This window comes from Weissella bombi (assembly GCF_900094835.1).
Taxonomy (GTDB): Bacteria; Bacillota; Bacilli; order Lactobacillales; family Lactobacillaceae; genus Weissella; species Weissella bombi.
On the sequence record NZ_FMAO01000003.1, the window covers coordinates 93,112 to 111,937 of the forward strand.

Below are 18,826 nucleotides of genomic sequence, written 5' to 3' on the forward strand. Positions count from 1 at the left end.
CCTAACGCATTATAAAAACAAAAAATCCTAGTTTACACATCTATCGTATAAACTAGGAACTGATTAGTCTTTAGTATTGTCGATAGCTCTCCGCGACCGACTATTTTTGTCGCGACAGTCTGCCCATTATTCATGTACACACCAACAATGATTACTGTCATAACCATCATTTCGGCAATCGCCCCTTTTATCTAACATCCTAACTTACCAGCTCCGTTAAACGACTTTTGTTGATTGCAACCTCTATGTATTATTTAATTTCGAAACTAATTTTACTTTATTCATATATAACATGTCAAGTATCAGTTCAAATAAATGAGAATAAACTAAAAAAGTTCTTAAATATCTTACGCAAATATGTGTTTTGTATACCTTCGTGTTAAACTTAAATAAATAAACGCAATAAGTATCTTAGATTACCAAGGATACAAAAAGGAGTATCGCTTATGATTATTGCTAAATCGCGAACCCGTTTTTTAACGATGGTGGCTAGTCTAGTCTTTTTTATAATCATTTCAATTCTGACATACCACAATAGTGGCTTTTTAAATGCGCTTATGCAATTAGATCATTCTATTGCTCAAACGGTTATTCCAAATTGGTTAGAAAATTTCATGAAGCCCTTCTATTTTTTTAGTCATGGCTTTGGCTTATTCTTTATCACATTTTTAATTATTTTCTTTCTATGGGGTTTTAAATTTAAAATTCCGGCAACTTGGATATTAATTACGAGCATTGGTGGGTGGTTAATCATTAACATTGCTTCTCTCCTATTTAAGCACACAATTAATGGTACACAAATCTTGTACCCTGCAAAATCAACATTTTATATGACCCTTTTAATTTCATATTTCTTATTGATTATTGTCCCTGAAATTTATCGTGGTAGCTTACAATTCCTGTTACAAACTATTTTAATATTAGGTTGGGTGGCTACTTTTACCACAACATTATTGTTACCAAATCACAACCTGGCCTCAGCGCTTGCGGGCTGGTTACTAGCACTTGTTTGGTTACAGTTTTCTGAAAATGGTTATCGTGTCTATGCACCGGACTTTTATCGCCGAAAAGGATTTAGTAATTCATGGTATTAATTTAATAATTAAAAAATAAGCTGAGACGTTAAACGCGTCCCAGCTTATTTTATTAGTGTTAAACTAATTTAACCCAACGATGTGACCATCATTATCAATATCAATATCCAATGCTGCAGGATGCTTTGGTAATCCAGGCATTGTTAAGACTGAACCAGTTAACGCCACTAGAAAACCTGCCCCTAATTTAGGTATAAACTCACGGATATGAATATCAAAATTATCAGGTGCTCCAATTTTCTTAGCATCATCAGATAGTGAATACTGTGTTTTTGCCATAATTACTGGCAATTTATCCCAACCATACTTTTTAAACGTTTGTAATTGTTTAGTAGCCTTATCTGAAAGTTCAACACCACGACCCCCATAGATATCATGGACAATATTATTAATTTTAGTCATTGCCTCATCATCTGCCTGATAAAGTGGCTGAAAATCTTTTGATTCATCAGTTGCTGCAACAACTCCAGTAGCTAGCGACTGAGCACCATCCCCACCTTGACCCCAGACATCCGCTACATACGCTGATACATCGAAACTAGCGGCATACTCTTTGACCAAATTTAGTTCTTCAGTTGTATCCGAAGTGAATTGATTAATGGCAACAACAACGGGGACACCATAGCGTTTCATACTATTTAAGTGACGTCCTAAATTAGGCAATCCTTTTTGTAAAGCCTCAATATTTGGTGTAGTCAAATTTTTCTTATCTTCACCACCATGCATTTTAAGTGCACGAACAGTCGCAACAATCACAATTGTATCAGGTACTTTTCCTAGCAAAGGCACCTTAAAATCTAGGAATTTTTCGCCACCTAAATCAGCACCAAAGCCGGCTTCTGTAACAACATAATCAGCTAGTTGCAATGCCGACTTAGTTGCTAAAATGGAATTCGTTCCCTGTGCAATATTTGCAAAGGGACCCCCATGAATTAATGCTGGTGTATGCGCCAAAGTCTGTACCAAATTAGGCTTAATAGCATCCTTTAATAAAGTTGTAATGGCCCCTTCAAATCCTAAATCGGCTACAGTTACAGGTTCCTTGTCATAGTTATAACCCACAACAATCCGTGAAATACGCGCTTTCATATCCGCCAAATCTTTTGACAAAGTCAAGATTGCCATCAATTCAGACGCAACTGTAATATCAAATCCATCTTCACGCGGCACACCAGACGTTGGTCCACCCAAGCCAATCGTAACATGACGTAAGGCACGATCATTAACATCCAAAGCACGCTTCCAAAGCATACGACGTAGATCCAAATTTAACGGATTTCCTTGATAGATACTATTATCAATTAAAGCTGCCAACGTATTATGTGCACTAGTTAATGCATGAAAATCACCAGTAAAGTGCATATTAATATCCGCCATCGGTACAACTTGTGAATAACCACCACCGGTTGCACCACCTTTTAGTCCCATTACTGGTCCTAAAGAAGGTTCACGCAATGCAACCATTGTTTTATGATTTTGTGAAGCCAAGGCATCAGCAAGTCCAACAGTTACAGTTGATTTCCCCTCACCTGCCGGAGTTGGATTAATCGAAGTAACTAAAATTAACTTTCCCAAATCATGTTGTTTTGTTTGATCACTCAATTTAATTTTTGCCTTGTCACGACCATATGGCTCCCACTCTTCTGTGTTTAACCCTATTTCATCGGCAATTTTTTCAATCGGCCAAATATCAGCAGCTTGTGCAATTTCAATATCTGTTTTCATTGCGTTCCTCTACCCTCATCGTATTATTTTAATCATTATATCATTTTCAATCTTTCTTTATCCCATCTGAATAATAAAAAGTCTATTAATGAGATGTAATCCCATTAATAGACTTTTCTAACTACTTATTATCTACCCCAAAATACTTTTGTGATAGTTTATCGATGGTACCATCTGCTTTAGACTTAGCTAGTGCTTCATTAACTTTCTTAATTAATGTCACATCACCTTTACGCATACCAACTCCGTAAGAATCTTGACCAAAATTAGTATCGATAGTCTTAAATGCTTGTGGATCTTTTTCATGAGCAATATAGTAACCAGCATAATCAGCATCAATTAATACCGCATTTAAACGACCTACTTGTAAATCGTTCAAAGCCTTATCAAAGGTATCATATGGCTGCGCATCAGAACCGACTATTTTTTTCAACTTATTTCCTTTTTGATCATAAGTTAATAGCCCTGAAGAACCAGTTTGAGCACCTAGTTTCTTACCTTTCAAATCACTCAAACGATTAATTTGTTGATTTTTCATCGATACAATAACTTGTTTATCATGGTGATAAGAATTTGAAAACGCAACTTTTTTAGCACGGTCTGCATTCTTTGTATAACCATTCCAAATCATGTCAATGTGTCCGGTCTTCAATTCCGTTTCCTTCATCGACCAATCAATCACTTGGAACTTAGCTTTCAAACCAATCTTTTTCAAACTCTGACGGGCCAATTCAACATCATAACCAACTAATTTACCATCTTTATTGCGGAAACCCATTGGTACGAATGTATCATCAATACCAACAACTACTGTTTTATCGGCCGTAACTTGCCGCCATGTATCTTGACTATGAGCTGTTCGATACCAGAAAAAGCCACCAATCAGAGCAATAACAAGAAGTACCAAGCCATTACCAATTATCTGACGACGCCAATTTATCTTCGGTTTAATCATAGACTTCCTCCTCGATCAACATCAACTCCAAAGTCGAATGTTTGATCAGCAACTGCCTGCGCAAATGGTAAATCGTGTGTCACAATTAATTGCGTAACCCCTTGTGTTTTTAACTGCTGAATGACTTTAATAACTCGCTTAGTTGATTCCGCATCTAATCCTGATGTTGGTTCATCATAAGCTAAAATTCCTGGTTTCATTGCTAATGCTCTTGCAATAGCAACACGTTGTTTTTGACCACCTGACAATTGGAATGGATATTGATTCATTTGTTCAACTAATCCCAGGTTCTTCAACAATTCTTCAGCCTCTTTTTCAGCTTCCTTTTTAGCCACTTTTTTTACCAATTGCGGTGCCAAAGCAACATTTTGTTTAACCGTATAATGAGGAAATAAATTAAAATCTTGAAAAATTACACCAACCTGTGCTCCTTGACGATTACCGGTAATATCTAATGACTCATTATCTAAAATTAGCTCACCTTGATCTGCCGGTAATAACCCTGCCAAAATACGTAAAAATGTTGTTTTTCCAATCCCAGATGGACCCACAATACTTAAAACCTCACCATCATTTATCGTTAGGTCCATTTCTTTAAAAATAACACGTTCGCCAAATACTTTAGCTAAATTTTTAATTTCTAACATATTTTCACCCCTTAACGATAAAAGTTCATCTTTTTCTCCATGCGACGTTGAATAAGCGTTGCTAGAGCAATTAAAATCAAATAGATTAACCCAACCAACAAATACGGAACTAACGTCACATCACGCGAAGCTGCAATATTACCAGCGCGCATTAAGTCACCTAGACCAATAACATAAACTAATGATGAGTCTTTTACTAAGTTAACAACTTCATTTCCAACTGAAGGCATAACGATTTTTGTAACCTGTGGAAAAATAATTTTCCACATCGTTTGAAATTTACTTAGTCCCAAAACTTGAGCCCCATCGTATTGTCCCTGTGGAATACTCTGAATACCACCACGGAATATTTCAGCGAAATAAGCAGCATAATTAAGAATAAATGTAATAACTGCCGCTTCGAATCGAGGCAACGTCATAATATTTGCAAGACTTAATCCGTAGTATACAAAAACAATTTGCAATAATAGCGGTGTTCCACGCATTACCCATACATATGCGTTCATTACCCACTTCAATAGATAAATATCTGAACGCAAGGCCAAGGAAATTAACATTCCTAATGGCACTGATCCGATTAGTGTTAGTACAAACACGCCAATTGTCATTTTTAACCCGTTTAATAAACTTGGCAAAATCTGCATCATATAATCCATATGTCGTCTCCTTAAAATTAAATAAAAAAGCCCTCAAGCAATTACATGAATTGCTTGAGGACGATTAATCGTGGTTCCACCTCAGTTTAGCTAATTATTACTAATTAGCACTCTAATCCCTTATGTAGCATCAAAAGGGATTCATGGATAACGTCATGACACGGGAACTATTAGGCTCCGATAATCTTGGGTGTGGTTCATCTAATATTTTGGTTACTTCTCAGCTTCAGCGTAACTCTCTAAACAAAATAGTTAGACTACTCTTCCAATCAAATCTTTTTATAATTACTGTTTACAATAATATAGATTAAAACAGCCGATAAGTCAATCTCATCTTTTCATATTTCTTTGCGTACGTGAATCTAAAATGATACGACCATTCAAATCTCTTGGTGCAACATCATAAGATGAAATATCTGGCTTCTTTGTGGCATTATACAAATACATGATAAGTTCATACACAACAATCAACAACATTAAGTTAACAATGATTGTTGGAAATAAGCGGAACATAATAAAATTCGTAATACTTAAATTAACTAAACTAATAATACCAAAAACAGCATAATCATAAATCATATAAACAGTTGTTGATACAAACCAAACAGCTAATGTTGATATCCAACTATAATCCAAATAACTTTGTATAAATTCCGTTAATTTCAAAATTAATAAAAAGCCAATTGCTGATGGCCCAATAATACCTGTATAAAAAATATCAATAACTAAACCTGCGAAAAATGCAATCGCATAAAGCCAATAAGGATTAATCTGTTTTGCATGCCCTGTCATTACCGGCATCATAACAACTATCAATGATAACAACGGTGTTGCTGCCATCGGTAGTTTAAATAGAATGGGTGCCAAATATAGCGATATACCACCATCAAGCATGATAGCAATAACCACTAAAATAAAATGGATCCATGTTGTACTAATATATTTGAGCATAATTATTCTCCGTAAAATGTTACAAAATTGGTAACTACATAATAGTAGCCCGTTTTGAATACCCCCGTCAACTGATTTTCCAAAAAAATTCTACCATAATGCGTTTTGACTGATACACTAGATATATGACATTTTATAAGGAGAATATCAATGGAGCATTTAGACTATTCAAATCAAGCAGCATGGACACGCGTATCAGGTGATAAACAGTCACCAGTTGCTTTATCAGATTCATTAGCTGTTAAAAATGATTTTGAAACTACTTTATCATTTAATTACGACCACACTGCTAGCTACGTTCGTGATACTGGCGCTGGTATTGAAGTTGGTTTACATGGAACCGCAAACATTGGCAATCGACCATTTAGTTTAAATCAATTCCATATTCACACACCTAGTGAGCATACAGTTAACGATAAATCATACGAAGCTGAAATTCATTTCGTACACGAAGCCAGCGATGGTCGTTTAGCCGTTGTTGCCGTACTAGTACAAAGTGGTGCTGCTAGTCAAACTTATGATGCTGTTCTAGCACACATGAACCAAAAGGAAACATTCGATATTCCAGTTGATGATATTATGCCTGAAAACAAAGCATACTATCATTATATCGGTTCATTAACAACACCACCACTAACTGAGAACGTTGAATGGTATGTTTTAAAGCAACCCGTTACATTATCAACTGAACAAATTAATCATTTGAAAACTTTCTATTCACACAACAATCGTGATTTACAAGCTTTAAATGATCGACCAATTATTTCATCAAACTAAATAACTTATAAAAAAGAACGAAACATTGCTATCAGTTAAAAACTGAAAGTTGTGTTTCGCTCTTTTTTACTTTAAGGTATTGCAACACTAACAACTGGGATGTTATTAAAGTCCGTAGCCGGCTTAATATAAATCTTCTTTGATAAACCATAGTTATCACTACCAACCCGCTCAACTTTACCAACATACAAACCAGAAGGAGTCACACCACCCAAACCACTAGTAGTTACCAAGTCACCCTTTTTAACTGAAATATCAGACGTAATTTGTCCCATCACAATTAGATTATCTGACTGATTAAAACTAGTAATAATACCATCAACTGACTCGCCAGCACTATTTTGAATACGAATAGCAAAGCGATCAGCTACTTGATTATTATCCGATAACAACTCAACTTTAGCATTAGTTGTATTAACTTCGGTGATTCTACCAATCAAACCACCAGAACCCATAACAGACAAGCCTTTCTTCAAACCAGCATTAGTTCCCTTATCCAAGATAAGTTGACTTTGCCAATTGCTTGGAGAACGTGATGTCACAACAGCATTTACAACTTTGTAATCTGTCAACGTATTGCTAATCTTTAATTGATCTTTCAACGCACGATTTTCCTGTTGTAGTACCTGTAATTGAACTTTTGTTTGTGCTAAATCATCGACTTTCTTAGTTAAGCGCTCATTCTCTTGATAAGTATTTGTTAATTTACCAATTGAATCATAACCACCATGAACCAGCTTTAGTGGTGCATTCACAACTTTAGAAGTCCAACCTGACACATCCGATACAACTCGAACTGGTAAGGATGGCTCTTCTTGTGAATTGTGGGCCTTAGCGCCCAATAGAATTACCCCAATTGTCGCAATAACAACAATTACACCAATTACTAATCGACGTGACGTAAAGATATTTTTCATCTTAAAATTGCCCTTCGTTTCTCTTACTTCATTATGCTAACAAGTCGTAGTCCCGTTTGATTTTAACTTATAATAAACTCCCCGCATTATGATTTATAATACGGGGCTTAAATATGCTGTAATAAAGATTGAAAATATAAATCAACATATCTTTTTACAACAGTTAATCGTAATTTACCACTTGTAGCCTAATTATTCTTTAAAACATCAATAGACTTTAGTGCCTCACCGGTACCAATAACTACTGCATCTAATGGTTCTGGTGCAACAAATACTGGCACTTTAGTGGCTTCAGCAATCACTTCATCCAAATGAGCAAGTTGTGCCCCACCACCTGTCAAAACGATACCGCGATCAATTACGTCAGCTGCAATCTCAGGTGACGTTTCTTCCAAAGTTTCTTTGATTGCAACAATGACTTCAGCAACTACATCCTTAATTGCATCAGCAACATCACTAGCTTTGATATCAATTGTCTTAGGTAAGCCTGTGACTAAATCGCGTCCACGGGCAGTTGTACCTTCCATATCCTCGGCAGCATCAACATCAGCCGAACCAACAGCCATCTTTAAACGTTCTGCAGTCTGCTCACCAATCAAGACTGAATACTTTTGACGAACGTATGTCATAATCGCTTCATCAATCTTATCTCCAGCCATTCGAATTGAACGAGAAGATACAATACCACCCAATGAGATAGTTGCAACGTCAGTCGTTCCACCACCTAAATCAACGACCATTGATCCAGTAGGCTCCATAACTGGCAACCCAGCACCGACTGCTGCTGCAAATGGTTCTTCAATAACATAAGCGTCACGAGCACCAGCAACACGAGCAGCATCAATTACAGCTCGACGCTCAACTGCCGTTACACCTGATGGTACACCGATCGTAACGTAAGGTTTTGCACCACGAGCACCTAACGCCTTACCTAGATAGTACTTAAGCATGGCAACAGTCGTTTCGTAGTCTGCGATAACACCATCACGCATTGGCCGAATAGCTGTAATTGAGCCAGGTGTTCGCCCTAGCATTTCCTTAGCAGCAGTTCCAACCGCAACAACCTCATTTGTCTTCGTATTACGCGCAACAACTGAGGGCTCACGAAGCACAATTCCTTTACCTTCAATATAGACCAACGTATTAGCTGTTCCTAAATCTATTCCAACATTTCGAGTTCCAAATGAAAACACAGCATTTCCCTTTTCTTTATTTATTTTGATAATTCTACTAAACGTACTTTTAACAAAGTACCATATAATTTCTTATTAATTTTATCACATGTTATCAAACTTAGTCCATAAATCAATCAGTGTTTCTAGGTCCACTTTTGGCAATAAATTTTCACTACGATAGCTGCGATAACCTTGGGGTGAAATAATCATAAAATCCAAAAAATGAAACTGCATCAACTGCCCGCACATTGCCATTTGAGACATCGCTAGGCAATCAGCTTTTGATGCAGTTAAATTACCACTGGGATGATTATGACATAAAATAAAACCATACGCATTTTTTGCTACCAAGTGCCGAAATACATCTCGTGGATGAATATTAACACTGTCTAATGTCCCTAATGCAACTTGATAAATATCAATAATTGTCATTTGTGTCGTCAGCGCAATTACCCAACAACTTTCCTGAGGTGATTGTGCATACCGTTCTAATAATAAATCTCCTAACTGCCCAACTGATGTAATTTTAATCGTCATAGTTTACCTCCGCCAATAAAGACGCAGTACCACCAATTTTTATCATCATTGTTGTATTTCTTGGCGTATAATAGATAACTGAATAATTTATTGAAAATGAGGTAGCATAACATGCGAGTTAGAAAATTCAGTCCCCTACAAATTCCAGCAAATAACGTACCTAACACTGTCCGTTTTTATCGTGAAGTCTTCGATTTACCAACCGAATTCGGCATCAATGAGGCTCGTCATTTATATTTTAATAAGCAGTCAATTGTCTTTAATGAGGCGCCAGATGCTGACCCTATTACTGTACAAGTCGTAGTTCGTGACCACAAAGATACTGTCATCAACCACTTCATTAATTACGAAGTAAAACAAGCAAAACCTGCAACTGAAAGTGAAGATAGTCGTCACATTGTTTTCCACATCGATGATATTGATGGTAACCATATTGAAGTTATTGCTAACAAATAAATTAGTTACTATATTTTACATAATATAACCAAAAGGACATCAAGGCTAAATTTAGCCTGATGCCCTTTTTTAAATTATATCTTCTTTTGCCACACAGTAGCTAAAGTATCGCCATACTCAAACATATTCTGCATTTGTAACTGCTTAGCCATCATAACTGCCTCATGGGCAGCATCCCAATTTTGATTAACTAATTGTTCAACCAAATTAGACCACCATGCAAAACCCATTGCATCACGCGGTTGTTCAATCATCCAAGCAGCAACTTCCTCAAAAATTTCTTGTGGACGACTAGGCTCATTTAACAACATAACCAAAAACTGTGCAGACATCGTATTAACAATTTCCATTGTATGATGTGACCATTTTTTGGCCCAAATAACCGTCAAATAATCCGCAGCCTTTTGAATTGGTAAATCAGTAATAACAGGTGCTAACAATGCAACATCCATCTCTCGCCAAATTGCTACCGCCTCAAAAGAGTCAATCAATATCTTTTTAGCAATTTGTGAATGTTCATTAGGAATTATTTGGGCATGTAATACGTCTGCCAAACTGGCAACCCGTAAATACCCTCGCGCCATCGTATTACGGAACAAATGATAACCACGACGACTAATATCTTTTATCTTACTTGCATCATGACTTTTATCAGCCTCTTGTAGTGCATTAATTAATCCCTCAACAGTATCCAAGGCATTTACCAGTTCTGTATTCACTTCATTTCCAGTCAGTAATAAATGACTCATCAATGAGATAAATCCTTCAGCTGGCAAATCATTCTCATCATTCAAATAGCGATAGTATCGATTACGACTAATACCAATATTGGCTAGCTCACGAACCGGAATGTCATTAGCTTGACGAATGGCATTAATCCGATCACGATCAATTAAACTCATATGACTATCCCCTTACATTTCTCATAAACCTATATTAATGAGTTTAACATTTGGGGGGTATCCATTCAACAAAGATTATTTTAAAAAAGTATCACAAATTACTTTATAGTAACCACGTACCGACACAAGTTCCAAACCACAAAACAACCAAGCCACCGACAAATGTCAACAATGTTTTAACCAACAATAATCGTTTGTCACCTGTATGCTTTTGAATTGCATCTGCAATATCGACAATCGGTGCCGAAAATGTTGACAATCCACCTAAAATACCAGGTGCTAAAAATGTATGCAGCCATTCCGGTGCAACCATAACCAAAGTCATCCCCATAAAAAACGCTGCCAATAAATTGATAACGACAACCATTAATTCAGATAAATTACCAAACCAACGGGGTGCAACCGTCAACAATCCAAAACGAATTAATGATCCTATTACGGCCCCAATACCTGTTAAAATTATTTCTGCCATCTCAATACCAGCTTATTTCCTAGATAACGACTCAAAATTACCATCAACACACCACCTACAACACTAATAACAATATAAATCAGCGCCATTAATACTGACAAATGTACCATATCTGATAACGCCGTTGAATACGTCGTATACGCACCCAAAATACCAACCATAATAAAATCAGAAGTTACTTGCTTCAGGTTTACAATTTTACTAAACAAAACAACTAGTAATGCTGAAACAAACGTACCACTCAAATTGACAATAACGGTTTCCCAAGGAAATGCATTGTTGTGAAACAACATCATCATACTTGCTCGTAATGCACCACCTATAAAGCCACCACTACCAACTGCTAAAATTTCTAACAATAATTGTTTTCTACTCATATCACATACCTATTAATAACGGTTGAAATAATTTAATAAATCGGTAACCGTCAATTTTTTCTTTTCTTCACCACTAACATCTAATGAAATTTTACCTTCTGACATAATGATCAATCGATTACCATATTCAATTGCATCTTCTAAATGATGCGTAATCATCAATGCTGTTAGTTTTTCTTCGTGAATGCGTCGATCTGATACCTGCATCAATTGCGTACTAGTTTTGGGATCTAATGCCGCAGTATGCTCATCTAACAATAAAACTTCTGGACGTAGCTGCGTTGCCATCAAAAATGACAAAGCCTGTCGTTGCCCACCAGATAAATCACCAGCAGCCATGTCTAAGCGATCTGATAAACCATTTCCCATCGTAGCCGTTACTTTGGCATATTCCGCTCTCTTAGCTTCAGTTAAGCCACGATTTTTTAATCGACGGCGCAATCCACGGCGTTCAGCCAATAACATGTTCTCTACAACTGTCATCCGAGGTGCCGTGCCCAGTTTAGGATCCTGAAAAACACGCGCTAAAAACTTTGTTCGTTGTGCTTCATTCAAATGTGTCACATCATGTTCACCTAAAAAAAGGCTACCACTCGTTAATGGTAATGATCCAGCGATAACATTAAATAACGTTGACTTTCCTGCCCCATTCGATCCTAAAACTGTCACAAAATCTTCCGGCATTAATGTTAATGACACATCATCTAAAATTGTCTTCTCACCTGGTTGTCCCTGATTAACAATGACAGTTGCATGATCTAATCTTAATTTTGTCTCTACCATATTCCATCATCCTCGCTTTAAAAACGTACTCAACCGTAACTTTGAGCGTAATCTAGGTAACATAAGTGCCAATCCAAGAATAATAGCACTAACTAACTTCAAGTCATCAGCATTAAAGCCAATGTACAAGACAATTACTAATACAAAGCGATAGAAAATTGAACCAATAATAATTGTAATCAAACGTTCAGGTAAGGTTAGTGTATCAGTAAAAATCACCTCACCAATAATAATTGAAGCAAGGGCGACCACAATAGTACCAACCCCCATATTAACGTCCGCAAAACCATTATTTTGTGCAACCAACGCGCCACCAAGTCCAATTAGTCCATTAGCTACCATCAACCCTAAAATTGTCATACTATCAGTATTGATTCCTAAAGACCTTGCCATTTTAGGATTATCACCCGTTACAATAAATGCTTGCCCCAATTCTGTCTTTAAAAACTGTGCTAAACAAATTGTAATTAAAATTATAATGACAACACCAACAACAATGACTGGAAAGTTTTGTGGTAATCCCTTCAAAAAATTATATGAAAATAAATTTGTCTTTCCTAATAAAGAACGATTAGCTTGACCCATGATACGTAAATTAACCGAATAAACTGCAGTCATGGTTAAAATACCTGCTAATAAAATTGGAATTTTTCCTTTAGTATATAGCAAACCAGTAACCAATCCTGCTAGGCTTCCTGCTAAAGTTGCTACTAACGTTGCAATAATTGGCGACATACCATTTGAAATTAAAGTTACTGCAGTTGCAGCCCCTAGTGGAAACGTCCCTTCAACGGTCATATCCGCAACATCCAAAATTCGAAAAGTTAGATATAATCCAAATCCCAAGGTTGCCCAGATTAAGCCCTGACCAATGGCTGATATTAAAATACCCATAATTGCCTCACTTTACAAATTTTGCTTGATTATATTCTTTTGGTAACGTCAATCCAAGACGTGATAATTGCGCCTTATTCACCACCAAGTCGCCCTTTTTGATAAAGCCAACTGGAATATCTTTCGGTTGTTTACCATCTAAAATTCTAGCAACTTGTTTACCAGTTTGAACACCTAACTTCTTTTGATTAATTGATTCAGCAGCTAAGCCACCATCTTTTACCATCGTGTCAACAGTTGGAAATACAGGTACACCGGCAGCATTTGTACTATCGATCAACGTTGGCATCGCCCCGGCAATCGTATTATCAGTAGGTACAAAAACTGCGTCAACTTGACTATTAGCAACCATTTGTTTAGCTGTTTGATTTAAATCGTTCGAAGAAGAAATCGTATAAGGTTTAACTTGCAAACCAGCTTTTTTAGCTAAATTCATCATTTGTTTAGCTTGAATTGATGCCGAATCATCTGAAGAAGTATAGATTACGCCTAAATTCTTCAAATTAGGTACAAATTTTTTCATCATCTTTAATTGAGCGGCTAGTGGGGCCTGATCCGACACACCAGTAACATTACCACCTGGGTGGTTATAACTTTTTACTAACTTTGATTGAATTGGTGTCGTTGATGCCGCAAAAACAACAGCCTTGTCAGTAATTGTATTTGCCAAAGATACAGCTGCTGGCGTAGCTATTCCAACCGAAACATCAGCATTAGCATTTTCAAATTTAGAAGCCATCGTCTTTAAATTAGACTGATCACCTTGTGCATTTTCATACATTATTTTAACGTTCTTACCTTCGTGATACCCTGCCTGCGATAAGCCTTCATAAATACCTTTATTAATATCATCTAATGCTGGATGCTTCATAAATTGTAAAATTGCCACTTTAGGCATCGCTTTATGCTGACTTGTTTGAACTGACTCATGTACACCTGCAAATACTGTGAAAAGGGTTAATACACCAATTGTGCCCCATATTTTTTTATTCATTTACCTATCCTCGACTATTGTTATACAAAATAAAAAACACGAGCAGACACAACAGCATCTTCTCGTGTTTCACATGAAAAGAACTGCACGATAAGTCATGCAACCCTTTCCAATTATTTCGGAAATTAGTTAGCACAGACTCAATACATCTGCTCCCAAAGGAACTACGTACTGAATCTATGTTTTGCCATAGTTCGTACGCACTATCTGCGCCACCAACCATTAAATTTTAAAACAAAATTACTCATAACTAATTACCACCTTGTATATCATTTTCATAATAATAGCACTTTGCTCTCACTTATGCAATATTACCATTCAATATTGTAATCATCATCAGACATAGCTTCTACCTGACCTAATCGATAACCATTTCCAACTTGTGAGAAAAAGTCATGATTTGAAGTTGTGGTTGAAATACCATTCATAACAATTGGATTAACATCTTCCGCACCATCGGGGAATAATGGATCCTGTCCCAAATTCATCAATGCCTTATTAGCATTGTAACGCAAGAATGTTAATACAGAGTCAGTCCAACCTATCTCATCATAAAGTAATTTTGTGTAATTTTCTTCATTACTATATAAGTCCAAGAGTAAGTCATATAACCACATCTTTAACTTACCTTGCTCATCTTCACTAAGCTCATTAAATCCTAATTGGAATTTATAACCAATATAAGTACCATGGACTGATTCATCGCGCAGAATTAGTTTAATAATTTCTGCAACATTGTTCATCTTATTATGACCTAAATACCAAAGTGGTGTATAAAAACCAGAATAAAACAAGAATGTTTCTAAAAATACTGACGCTACTTTACGCTGTAACTGCGTACCTTCTTGATAAATCTGATTAATTCGATTGGCTTTGTATTGCAAAAATTCATTTGTATTTGTCCAATCAAAAATTTCATTAATTTCAGCAGGCGTATGCAACGTTTCAAAAATTGATGAATATGACTTAGCGTGAACAGATTCCATAAATTCAATGTTATTCAACACCGCTAATTCATGCTGTGTCCTCGTCGACTGCTTCAATGATGCCATACCATCTTGTGATTGCAACGTATCTAACAAAGTTAGCCCACCGAAAACATGGCCGACTAAATAGTGTTCTTCTTCAGTCATCTTGCGCCAGTCATCTAAATCATTAGATAAAGGAATTCTCGTATCAAGCCAGAATTGCTCTGTTAATTTTTCCCAAGTTGCCTTATCAATATTATCTTCAATTTCGTTCCAATTAATCGCTTCGTATGCTTTTGCCATTTATCTATCCTACCTTTTATCTGCACAGTGTTCTAAATTGAACAACTCTCGCATTCATTAACACCGAATTCTTCCATATCATCAGTATAAGTACGAATATAATAAATAGACTTAATACCCCGATTATGAGCATACAAACGCAGAATATTTAAATCACGAGTTGTCATTTTATTTGTATGGTTTTCTTTCCAATCATACAAATCATCTGGCATTGTTGAGCGCATAAATAACGTTAATGCCATCCCCTGATCAATATGCTGTTGCGCCGCTGCGTACACATCAATAACACGTCGCATATCCATGTTATAAGCTGATTCATAATATGGTAACGTATCTGTGTCCAAGTATGGTGCAGGATAATAAATCTTACCAATTTTCTTTTCTTGGCGTTCCTCAATACGGTTAATAATAGGATGTAATGAAGCTGTCGCGTCATTAACGTATGAAATTGAACCAGTTGGTGCAATAGCCATACGATAAGCATTATACAAACCATATTGCTTGACTGACTCTGCTAGTTCTACCCAATCCGCTTGAGTTGGAAAATGATGGACTGAAAAGATTTCTTTAACCTTATCCGTCTTAGGTGACCAATCTTGATTAATATATTTATCAAAATAAGAACCATTAGCATAATCTGATTTTTCAAACTCATAAAAACTCGTCTGGCGTTCTTTAGCTAGGTTGTTTGATGCAACTAAGCTATAGTAGTTTAGCATCAAGAAATAAGCATTAGTAAAATCGATTGCCTCTTCATCGCCATAATACATATGATTTTTAGCAAAGAATGCATGTAAGCCCATTGCCCCCAAACCAATTGCATGAGTTTGTTCATTTCCCAATCGTACTGATGGCACGATATCTAAGTCGGTTTGATCCGATACAAACGTCAAAGCTCGAATCATTGCATCAACAGACTTACCAAAATCTTTCGTTGCCATCATATTAACAATGTTAGTAGACCCTAAATTACATGAAACATCAGTTCCAAGTTCATCAAAAGTTTGCTCATTATTAATACGTGAAGGTTTTTGCACCTGTAATATTTCAGAACATAAGTTTGATGAAATTACCTTACCAGAAATTGGATTAGCTTTGTTAACTGTATCAATGTTAATAATGTAAGGATAGCCTGACTCCTGCTGTAACTTAGAAATTTCAGTCTCTAAATCACGTGCACGAATTTTTTTCTTATGAATATCAGCATTAGAAACCATTGCATCATACTCAGCAGTAATATCAATATAATTAAATGGTTTACCATAAACCTTTTCTACATCATAAGGTGAGAATAAGTACATATCCGCATTTGATTTAACCAAATCATAGAACTTATCCGGCACGGTTAATCCTAGTGACAATGTTTTCACGCGAATTTTTTCATCGGCATTCTCTTTTTTGGTTGCCAAGAAATTCATAATATCTGGATGGAATACAGATAAATACGTAACACCGGCACCATTTCGCTGACCCATTTGATTAGAATACGAAAATGAGTCCTCTAATAACTTCATAACTGGCACAACACCAGAAGCAGCATTTGCAATCCCTTTAATTGGTGCACCAGCTTCTCTCAAGTTGGACAAAACAATCCCAACACCACCACCAATTTTTGATAGTTGTAATGCAGAATTAACCACACGTCCAATTGAATTCATATCATCAGTTGCTTGTAAAATAAAGCATGATACTAATTCACCACGTCTTGAACGACCTGCGTTTAAAAATGAAGGCGTCGCTGGTTGATAACGTTGATGAATCATTTCATCTGCTAAATTCATTGCCAATTCTTCGCTACCATTAGCATAAAATAGCACGTTCATAACAACACGATCATTATAATTCTCAATATAATAATCACCGTTATTAGTTTTCAAGGCATACTGTGCATAAAACTTATATGCTGCCATAAATGACTTAAAATGAAAATCTTGTGTTTTTAAGTAAGCATATAGAGATTCAATAAATGACATTGAGTATTTGTTAATCATCTTCTGATCAACATAATCATTCTTAATAAGGTAATCAAAGCGCTCTTGAATAGTATCAAAGTGCAATGTATTTGGTTCAACATTTTCTTTTATAAATGCCTGTAATGCTTCTTGGTCCTTCTGTAATTGAATACTGTTATTTTTTGGAATGTTTAATTGATTATTCAAATCAAAATAAGTTACCTTATCCAAATCAAGTGTTGCTAATGACATATACTTCCCCCACGGATGTACCTATTGTAAAGCGGAACCACTATTTGGTTGCACCGACATATAGGTATCACTACTTTTATTTAATTACATTGCTTGGTTTAACTTTGCAAGCAAATCTGGTCTGAACCCATGAACCGGTTCCATATCTCCTGAAAAGACAACAGGAACTGACTGATAACCCTTATCCTTCAAAAATGCCAAAGCTTCTGCATCATTTTCGACATTTTTTTCTGAATAACTGATGCCATATTGTGTTAACGTCTTCTTTGTCATCAAGCATTGGATACAATTATTTTTCGTATATACCGTAACATTTTGCATATTTCCACCTAAACTTTCTATATTTATTTAACCTAACGCTTTGTTAATATGAAGTTGAGTATAAACTACTATGCTACCTATTTGCAAGAGATTAAATTAACTAAAAAAAGGCTTGACACAGGCTTTTTCGCAGTGCGAAAGCCTTTAAAGCGATTATTACAAAATGATTAAATAATAACATTCTGTTAGTTACCTAATTGCCAAATTCGTTATTTTTTTCTAGACTTAGTATTGTTGTCAATAATTAATGGAGGATCTTACGATGCCAATTAAACTCTTATACATCTCTATCTCAGGAAACACACGTTCGTTTGTTAAAAAATTAACGACTTTTGCCCAAGAGAAAGGTGATATTTCTTTTGAACCAATTGAAATATCCGATGCAACACCAGATGTTATTATGGATAGTCCTTTCTTTGTTCTCGTTCCAACCTATTTAGACGGAGGCAATGGTATCGGTAACGGTATTATTGAAATAATGACCGATGCTTTAGGCGAACAATTAGAAATACCAGAAAATACTCAAAACCTAATTGGCATTATTGGTAGTGGTAATAAAAATTTTAATGCACAATATATCTTAACTGCTCGCCGATACGCCGTAACATTTAACGCACCGCTCATTGGTAATTATGAATTACGAGGTAACAAACAAGATGTTGCTCGTATTTATGACCAAATTAAGCAACGCTTTAATGAATACAATCATCAATAAAGG

21 protein-coding genes, 1 riboswitch and 1 other annotated feature are annotated in these 18,826 nt (G+C 36.0%); of the genes, 4 read left to right on the plus strand and 17 right to left on the minus strand.

Going from position 1 to position 18,826, the window contains the following annotated elements:
- Positions 1-75: 75 nt before the first annotated feature.
- Positions 76-254, minus strand: a riboswitch (Lysine riboswitch).
- Positions 255-446: 192 nt separating this feature from the next.
- Positions 447-1,094, plus strand: a complete 648-nt coding sequence (locus GA0061074_RS03560; RefSeq protein ID WP_092461951.1) for a phosphatase PAP2 family protein — start codon at positions 447-449, stop codon at positions 1,092-1,094.
- Between the two features lie 63 nt (positions 1,095-1,157).
- Here the strand turns inward: GA0061074_RS03560 and GA0061074_RS03565 are convergent, their stop codons facing one another.
- From GA0061074_RS03565 to mreD, 5 genes are all read right to left on the minus strand, one after another.
- Positions 1,158-2,819, minus strand: coding sequence for a formate--tetrahydrofolate ligase (locus GA0061074_RS03565; RefSeq protein WP_092461953.1), 1,662 nt, complete (start codon positions 2,817-2,819; stop codon positions 1,158-1,160).
- Positions 2,820-2,940: 121 nt separating this feature from the next.
- Entirely contained in the window at positions 2,941-3,774 is an 834-nt protein-coding gene (locus GA0061074_RS03570; protein ID WP_092461955.1) for an amino acid ABC transporter substrate-binding protein, read from the minus strand.
- Positions 3,771-4,421, minus strand: a complete 651-nt coding sequence (locus GA0061074_RS03575; RefSeq protein WP_092461957.1) for an amino acid ABC transporter ATP-binding protein — start codon at positions 4,419-4,421, stop codon at positions 3,771-3,773. The genes GA0061074_RS03570 and GA0061074_RS03575 overlap by 4 nt, the downstream gene beginning before the upstream one ends.
- A gap of 11 nt (positions 4,422-4,432) precedes the next feature.
- The gene (locus tag GA0061074_RS03580; protein ID WP_092461959.1) at positions 4,433-5,077 is read right to left on the minus strand and encodes an amino acid ABC transporter permease; all 645 of its coding nucleotides are present in this window, start codon (positions 5,075-5,077) and stop codon (positions 4,433-4,435) included.
- A gap of 53 nt (positions 5,078-5,130) precedes the next feature.
- Positions 5,131-5,359: a binding site (T-box leader), on the minus strand.
- 48 nt (positions 5,360-5,407) lie between these two features.
- Positions 5,408-6,028: a rod shape-determining protein MreD gene (gene mreD, locus GA0061074_RS03585; protein WP_092461961.1), complete on the minus strand. Its 621-nt coding sequence runs from the start codon at positions 6,026-6,028 to the stop codon at positions 5,408-5,410.
- A gap of 150 nt (positions 6,029-6,178) precedes the next feature.
- Here mreD and GA0061074_RS03590 point away from each other — a divergent pair, with 150 nt between their 5' ends.
- Entirely contained in the window at positions 6,179-6,805 is a 627-nt protein-coding gene (locus tag GA0061074_RS03590) for a carbonic anhydrase family protein (RefSeq protein ID WP_092461963.1), read from the plus strand.
- Between the two features lie 71 nt (positions 6,806-6,876).
- Here GA0061074_RS03590 and mreC read toward each other — a convergent pair whose 3' ends face one another.
- The 3 genes from mreC to GA0061074_RS03605 form a co-directional block, all read right to left on the minus strand.
- Complete coding sequence (gene mreC, locus GA0061074_RS03595) at positions 6,877-7,722, minus strand: rod shape-determining protein MreC (RefSeq protein ID WP_092461965.1); 846 nt, start codon at positions 7,720-7,722, stop codon at positions 6,877-6,879.
- A 188-nt stretch (positions 7,723-7,910) separates the two neighbouring features.
- Entirely contained in the window at positions 7,911-8,915 is a 1,005-nt protein-coding gene (locus GA0061074_RS03600) for a rod shape-determining protein (RefSeq protein ID WP_092461967.1), read from the minus strand.
- 84 nt (positions 8,916-8,999) lie between these two features.
- A complete protein-coding gene (locus GA0061074_RS03605) occupies positions 9,000-9,434 on the minus strand; it encodes a JAB domain-containing protein (protein ID WP_092461969.1) in 435 nt (144 codons plus the stop codon).
- A 111-nt stretch (positions 9,435-9,545) separates the two neighbouring features.
- Between GA0061074_RS03605 and GA0061074_RS03610 the strand changes: the two genes are divergently transcribed.
- Positions 9,546-9,890 (plus strand): VOC family protein, encoded by a 345-nt coding sequence (locus GA0061074_RS03610; RefSeq protein WP_092461971.1) that lies wholly within the window; start codon positions 9,546-9,548, stop codon positions 9,888-9,890.
- A 74-nt stretch (positions 9,891-9,964) separates the two neighbouring features.
- On the opposite strand, the gene GA0061074_RS03615 is transcribed toward GA0061074_RS03610, so the two are convergent.
- From GA0061074_RS03615 to nrdH, 9 genes are all read right to left on the minus strand, one after another.
- Entirely contained in the window at positions 9,965-10,792 is an 828-nt protein-coding gene (locus GA0061074_RS03615; RefSeq protein WP_092461973.1) for a hypothetical protein, read from the minus strand.
- 103 nt (positions 10,793-10,895) lie between these two features.
- Positions 10,896-11,264 carry a fluoride efflux transporter FluC gene (locus GA0061074_RS03620; RefSeq protein WP_092461975.1) on the minus strand — a complete coding sequence of 123 codons (369 nt, stop codon included), beginning with the start codon at positions 11,262-11,264 and terminating at the stop codon, positions 10,896-10,898.
- Positions 11,252-11,641 carry a fluoride efflux transporter FluC gene (locus GA0061074_RS03625; protein ID WP_092461977.1) on the minus strand — a complete coding sequence of 130 codons (390 nt, stop codon included), beginning with the start codon at positions 11,639-11,641 and terminating at the stop codon, positions 11,252-11,254. Before GA0061074_RS03625 ends, GA0061074_RS03620 begins: the two co-directional genes overlap by 13 nt.
- Before the next feature lie 12 nt (positions 11,642-11,653).
- Positions 11,654-12,424: an ABC transporter ATP-binding protein gene (locus GA0061074_RS03630; protein ID WP_092461979.1), complete on the minus strand. Its 771-nt coding sequence runs from the start codon at positions 12,422-12,424 to the stop codon at positions 11,654-11,656.
- Positions 12,425-12,430: 6 nt separating this feature from the next.
- Positions 12,431-13,318 carry an ABC transporter permease gene (locus tag GA0061074_RS03635; RefSeq protein ID WP_092461981.1) on the minus strand — a complete coding sequence of 296 codons (888 nt, stop codon included), beginning with the start codon at positions 13,316-13,318 and terminating at the stop codon, positions 12,431-12,433.
- A gap of 7 nt (positions 13,319-13,325) precedes the next feature.
- Positions 13,326-14,312, minus strand: coding sequence for a tryptophan ABC transporter substrate-binding protein (trpX, locus tag GA0061074_RS03640; protein WP_092461983.1), 987 nt, complete (start codon positions 14,310-14,312; stop codon positions 13,326-13,328).
- 311 nt (positions 14,313-14,623) lie between these two features.
- The gene (nrdF, locus tag GA0061074_RS03645; RefSeq protein ID WP_092461985.1) at positions 14,624-15,583 is read right to left on the minus strand and encodes a class 1b ribonucleoside-diphosphate reductase subunit beta; all 960 of its coding nucleotides are present in this window, start codon (positions 15,581-15,583) and stop codon (positions 14,624-14,626) included.
- A gap of 32 nt (positions 15,584-15,615) precedes the next feature.
- Positions 15,616-17,787, minus strand: a complete 2,172-nt coding sequence (nrdE, locus tag GA0061074_RS03650; protein ID WP_092461987.1) for a class 1b ribonucleoside-diphosphate reductase subunit alpha — start codon at positions 17,785-17,787, stop codon at positions 15,616-15,618.
- A gap of 84 nt (positions 17,788-17,871) precedes the next feature.
- Positions 17,872-18,108, minus strand: coding sequence for a glutaredoxin-like protein NrdH (gene nrdH, locus GA0061074_RS03655; protein ID WP_042493263.1), 237 nt, complete (start codon positions 18,106-18,108; stop codon positions 17,872-17,874).
- A gap of 262 nt (positions 18,109-18,370) precedes the next feature.
- On the opposite strand from nrdH, the gene GA0061074_RS03660 reads away from it, so the two are divergent.
- Complete coding sequence (locus GA0061074_RS03660; RefSeq protein ID WP_092461989.1) at positions 18,371-18,823, plus strand: class Ib ribonucleoside-diphosphate reductase assembly flavoprotein NrdI; 453 nt, start codon at positions 18,371-18,373, stop codon at positions 18,821-18,823.
- Positions 18,824-18,826 lie beyond the last annotated feature (3 nt).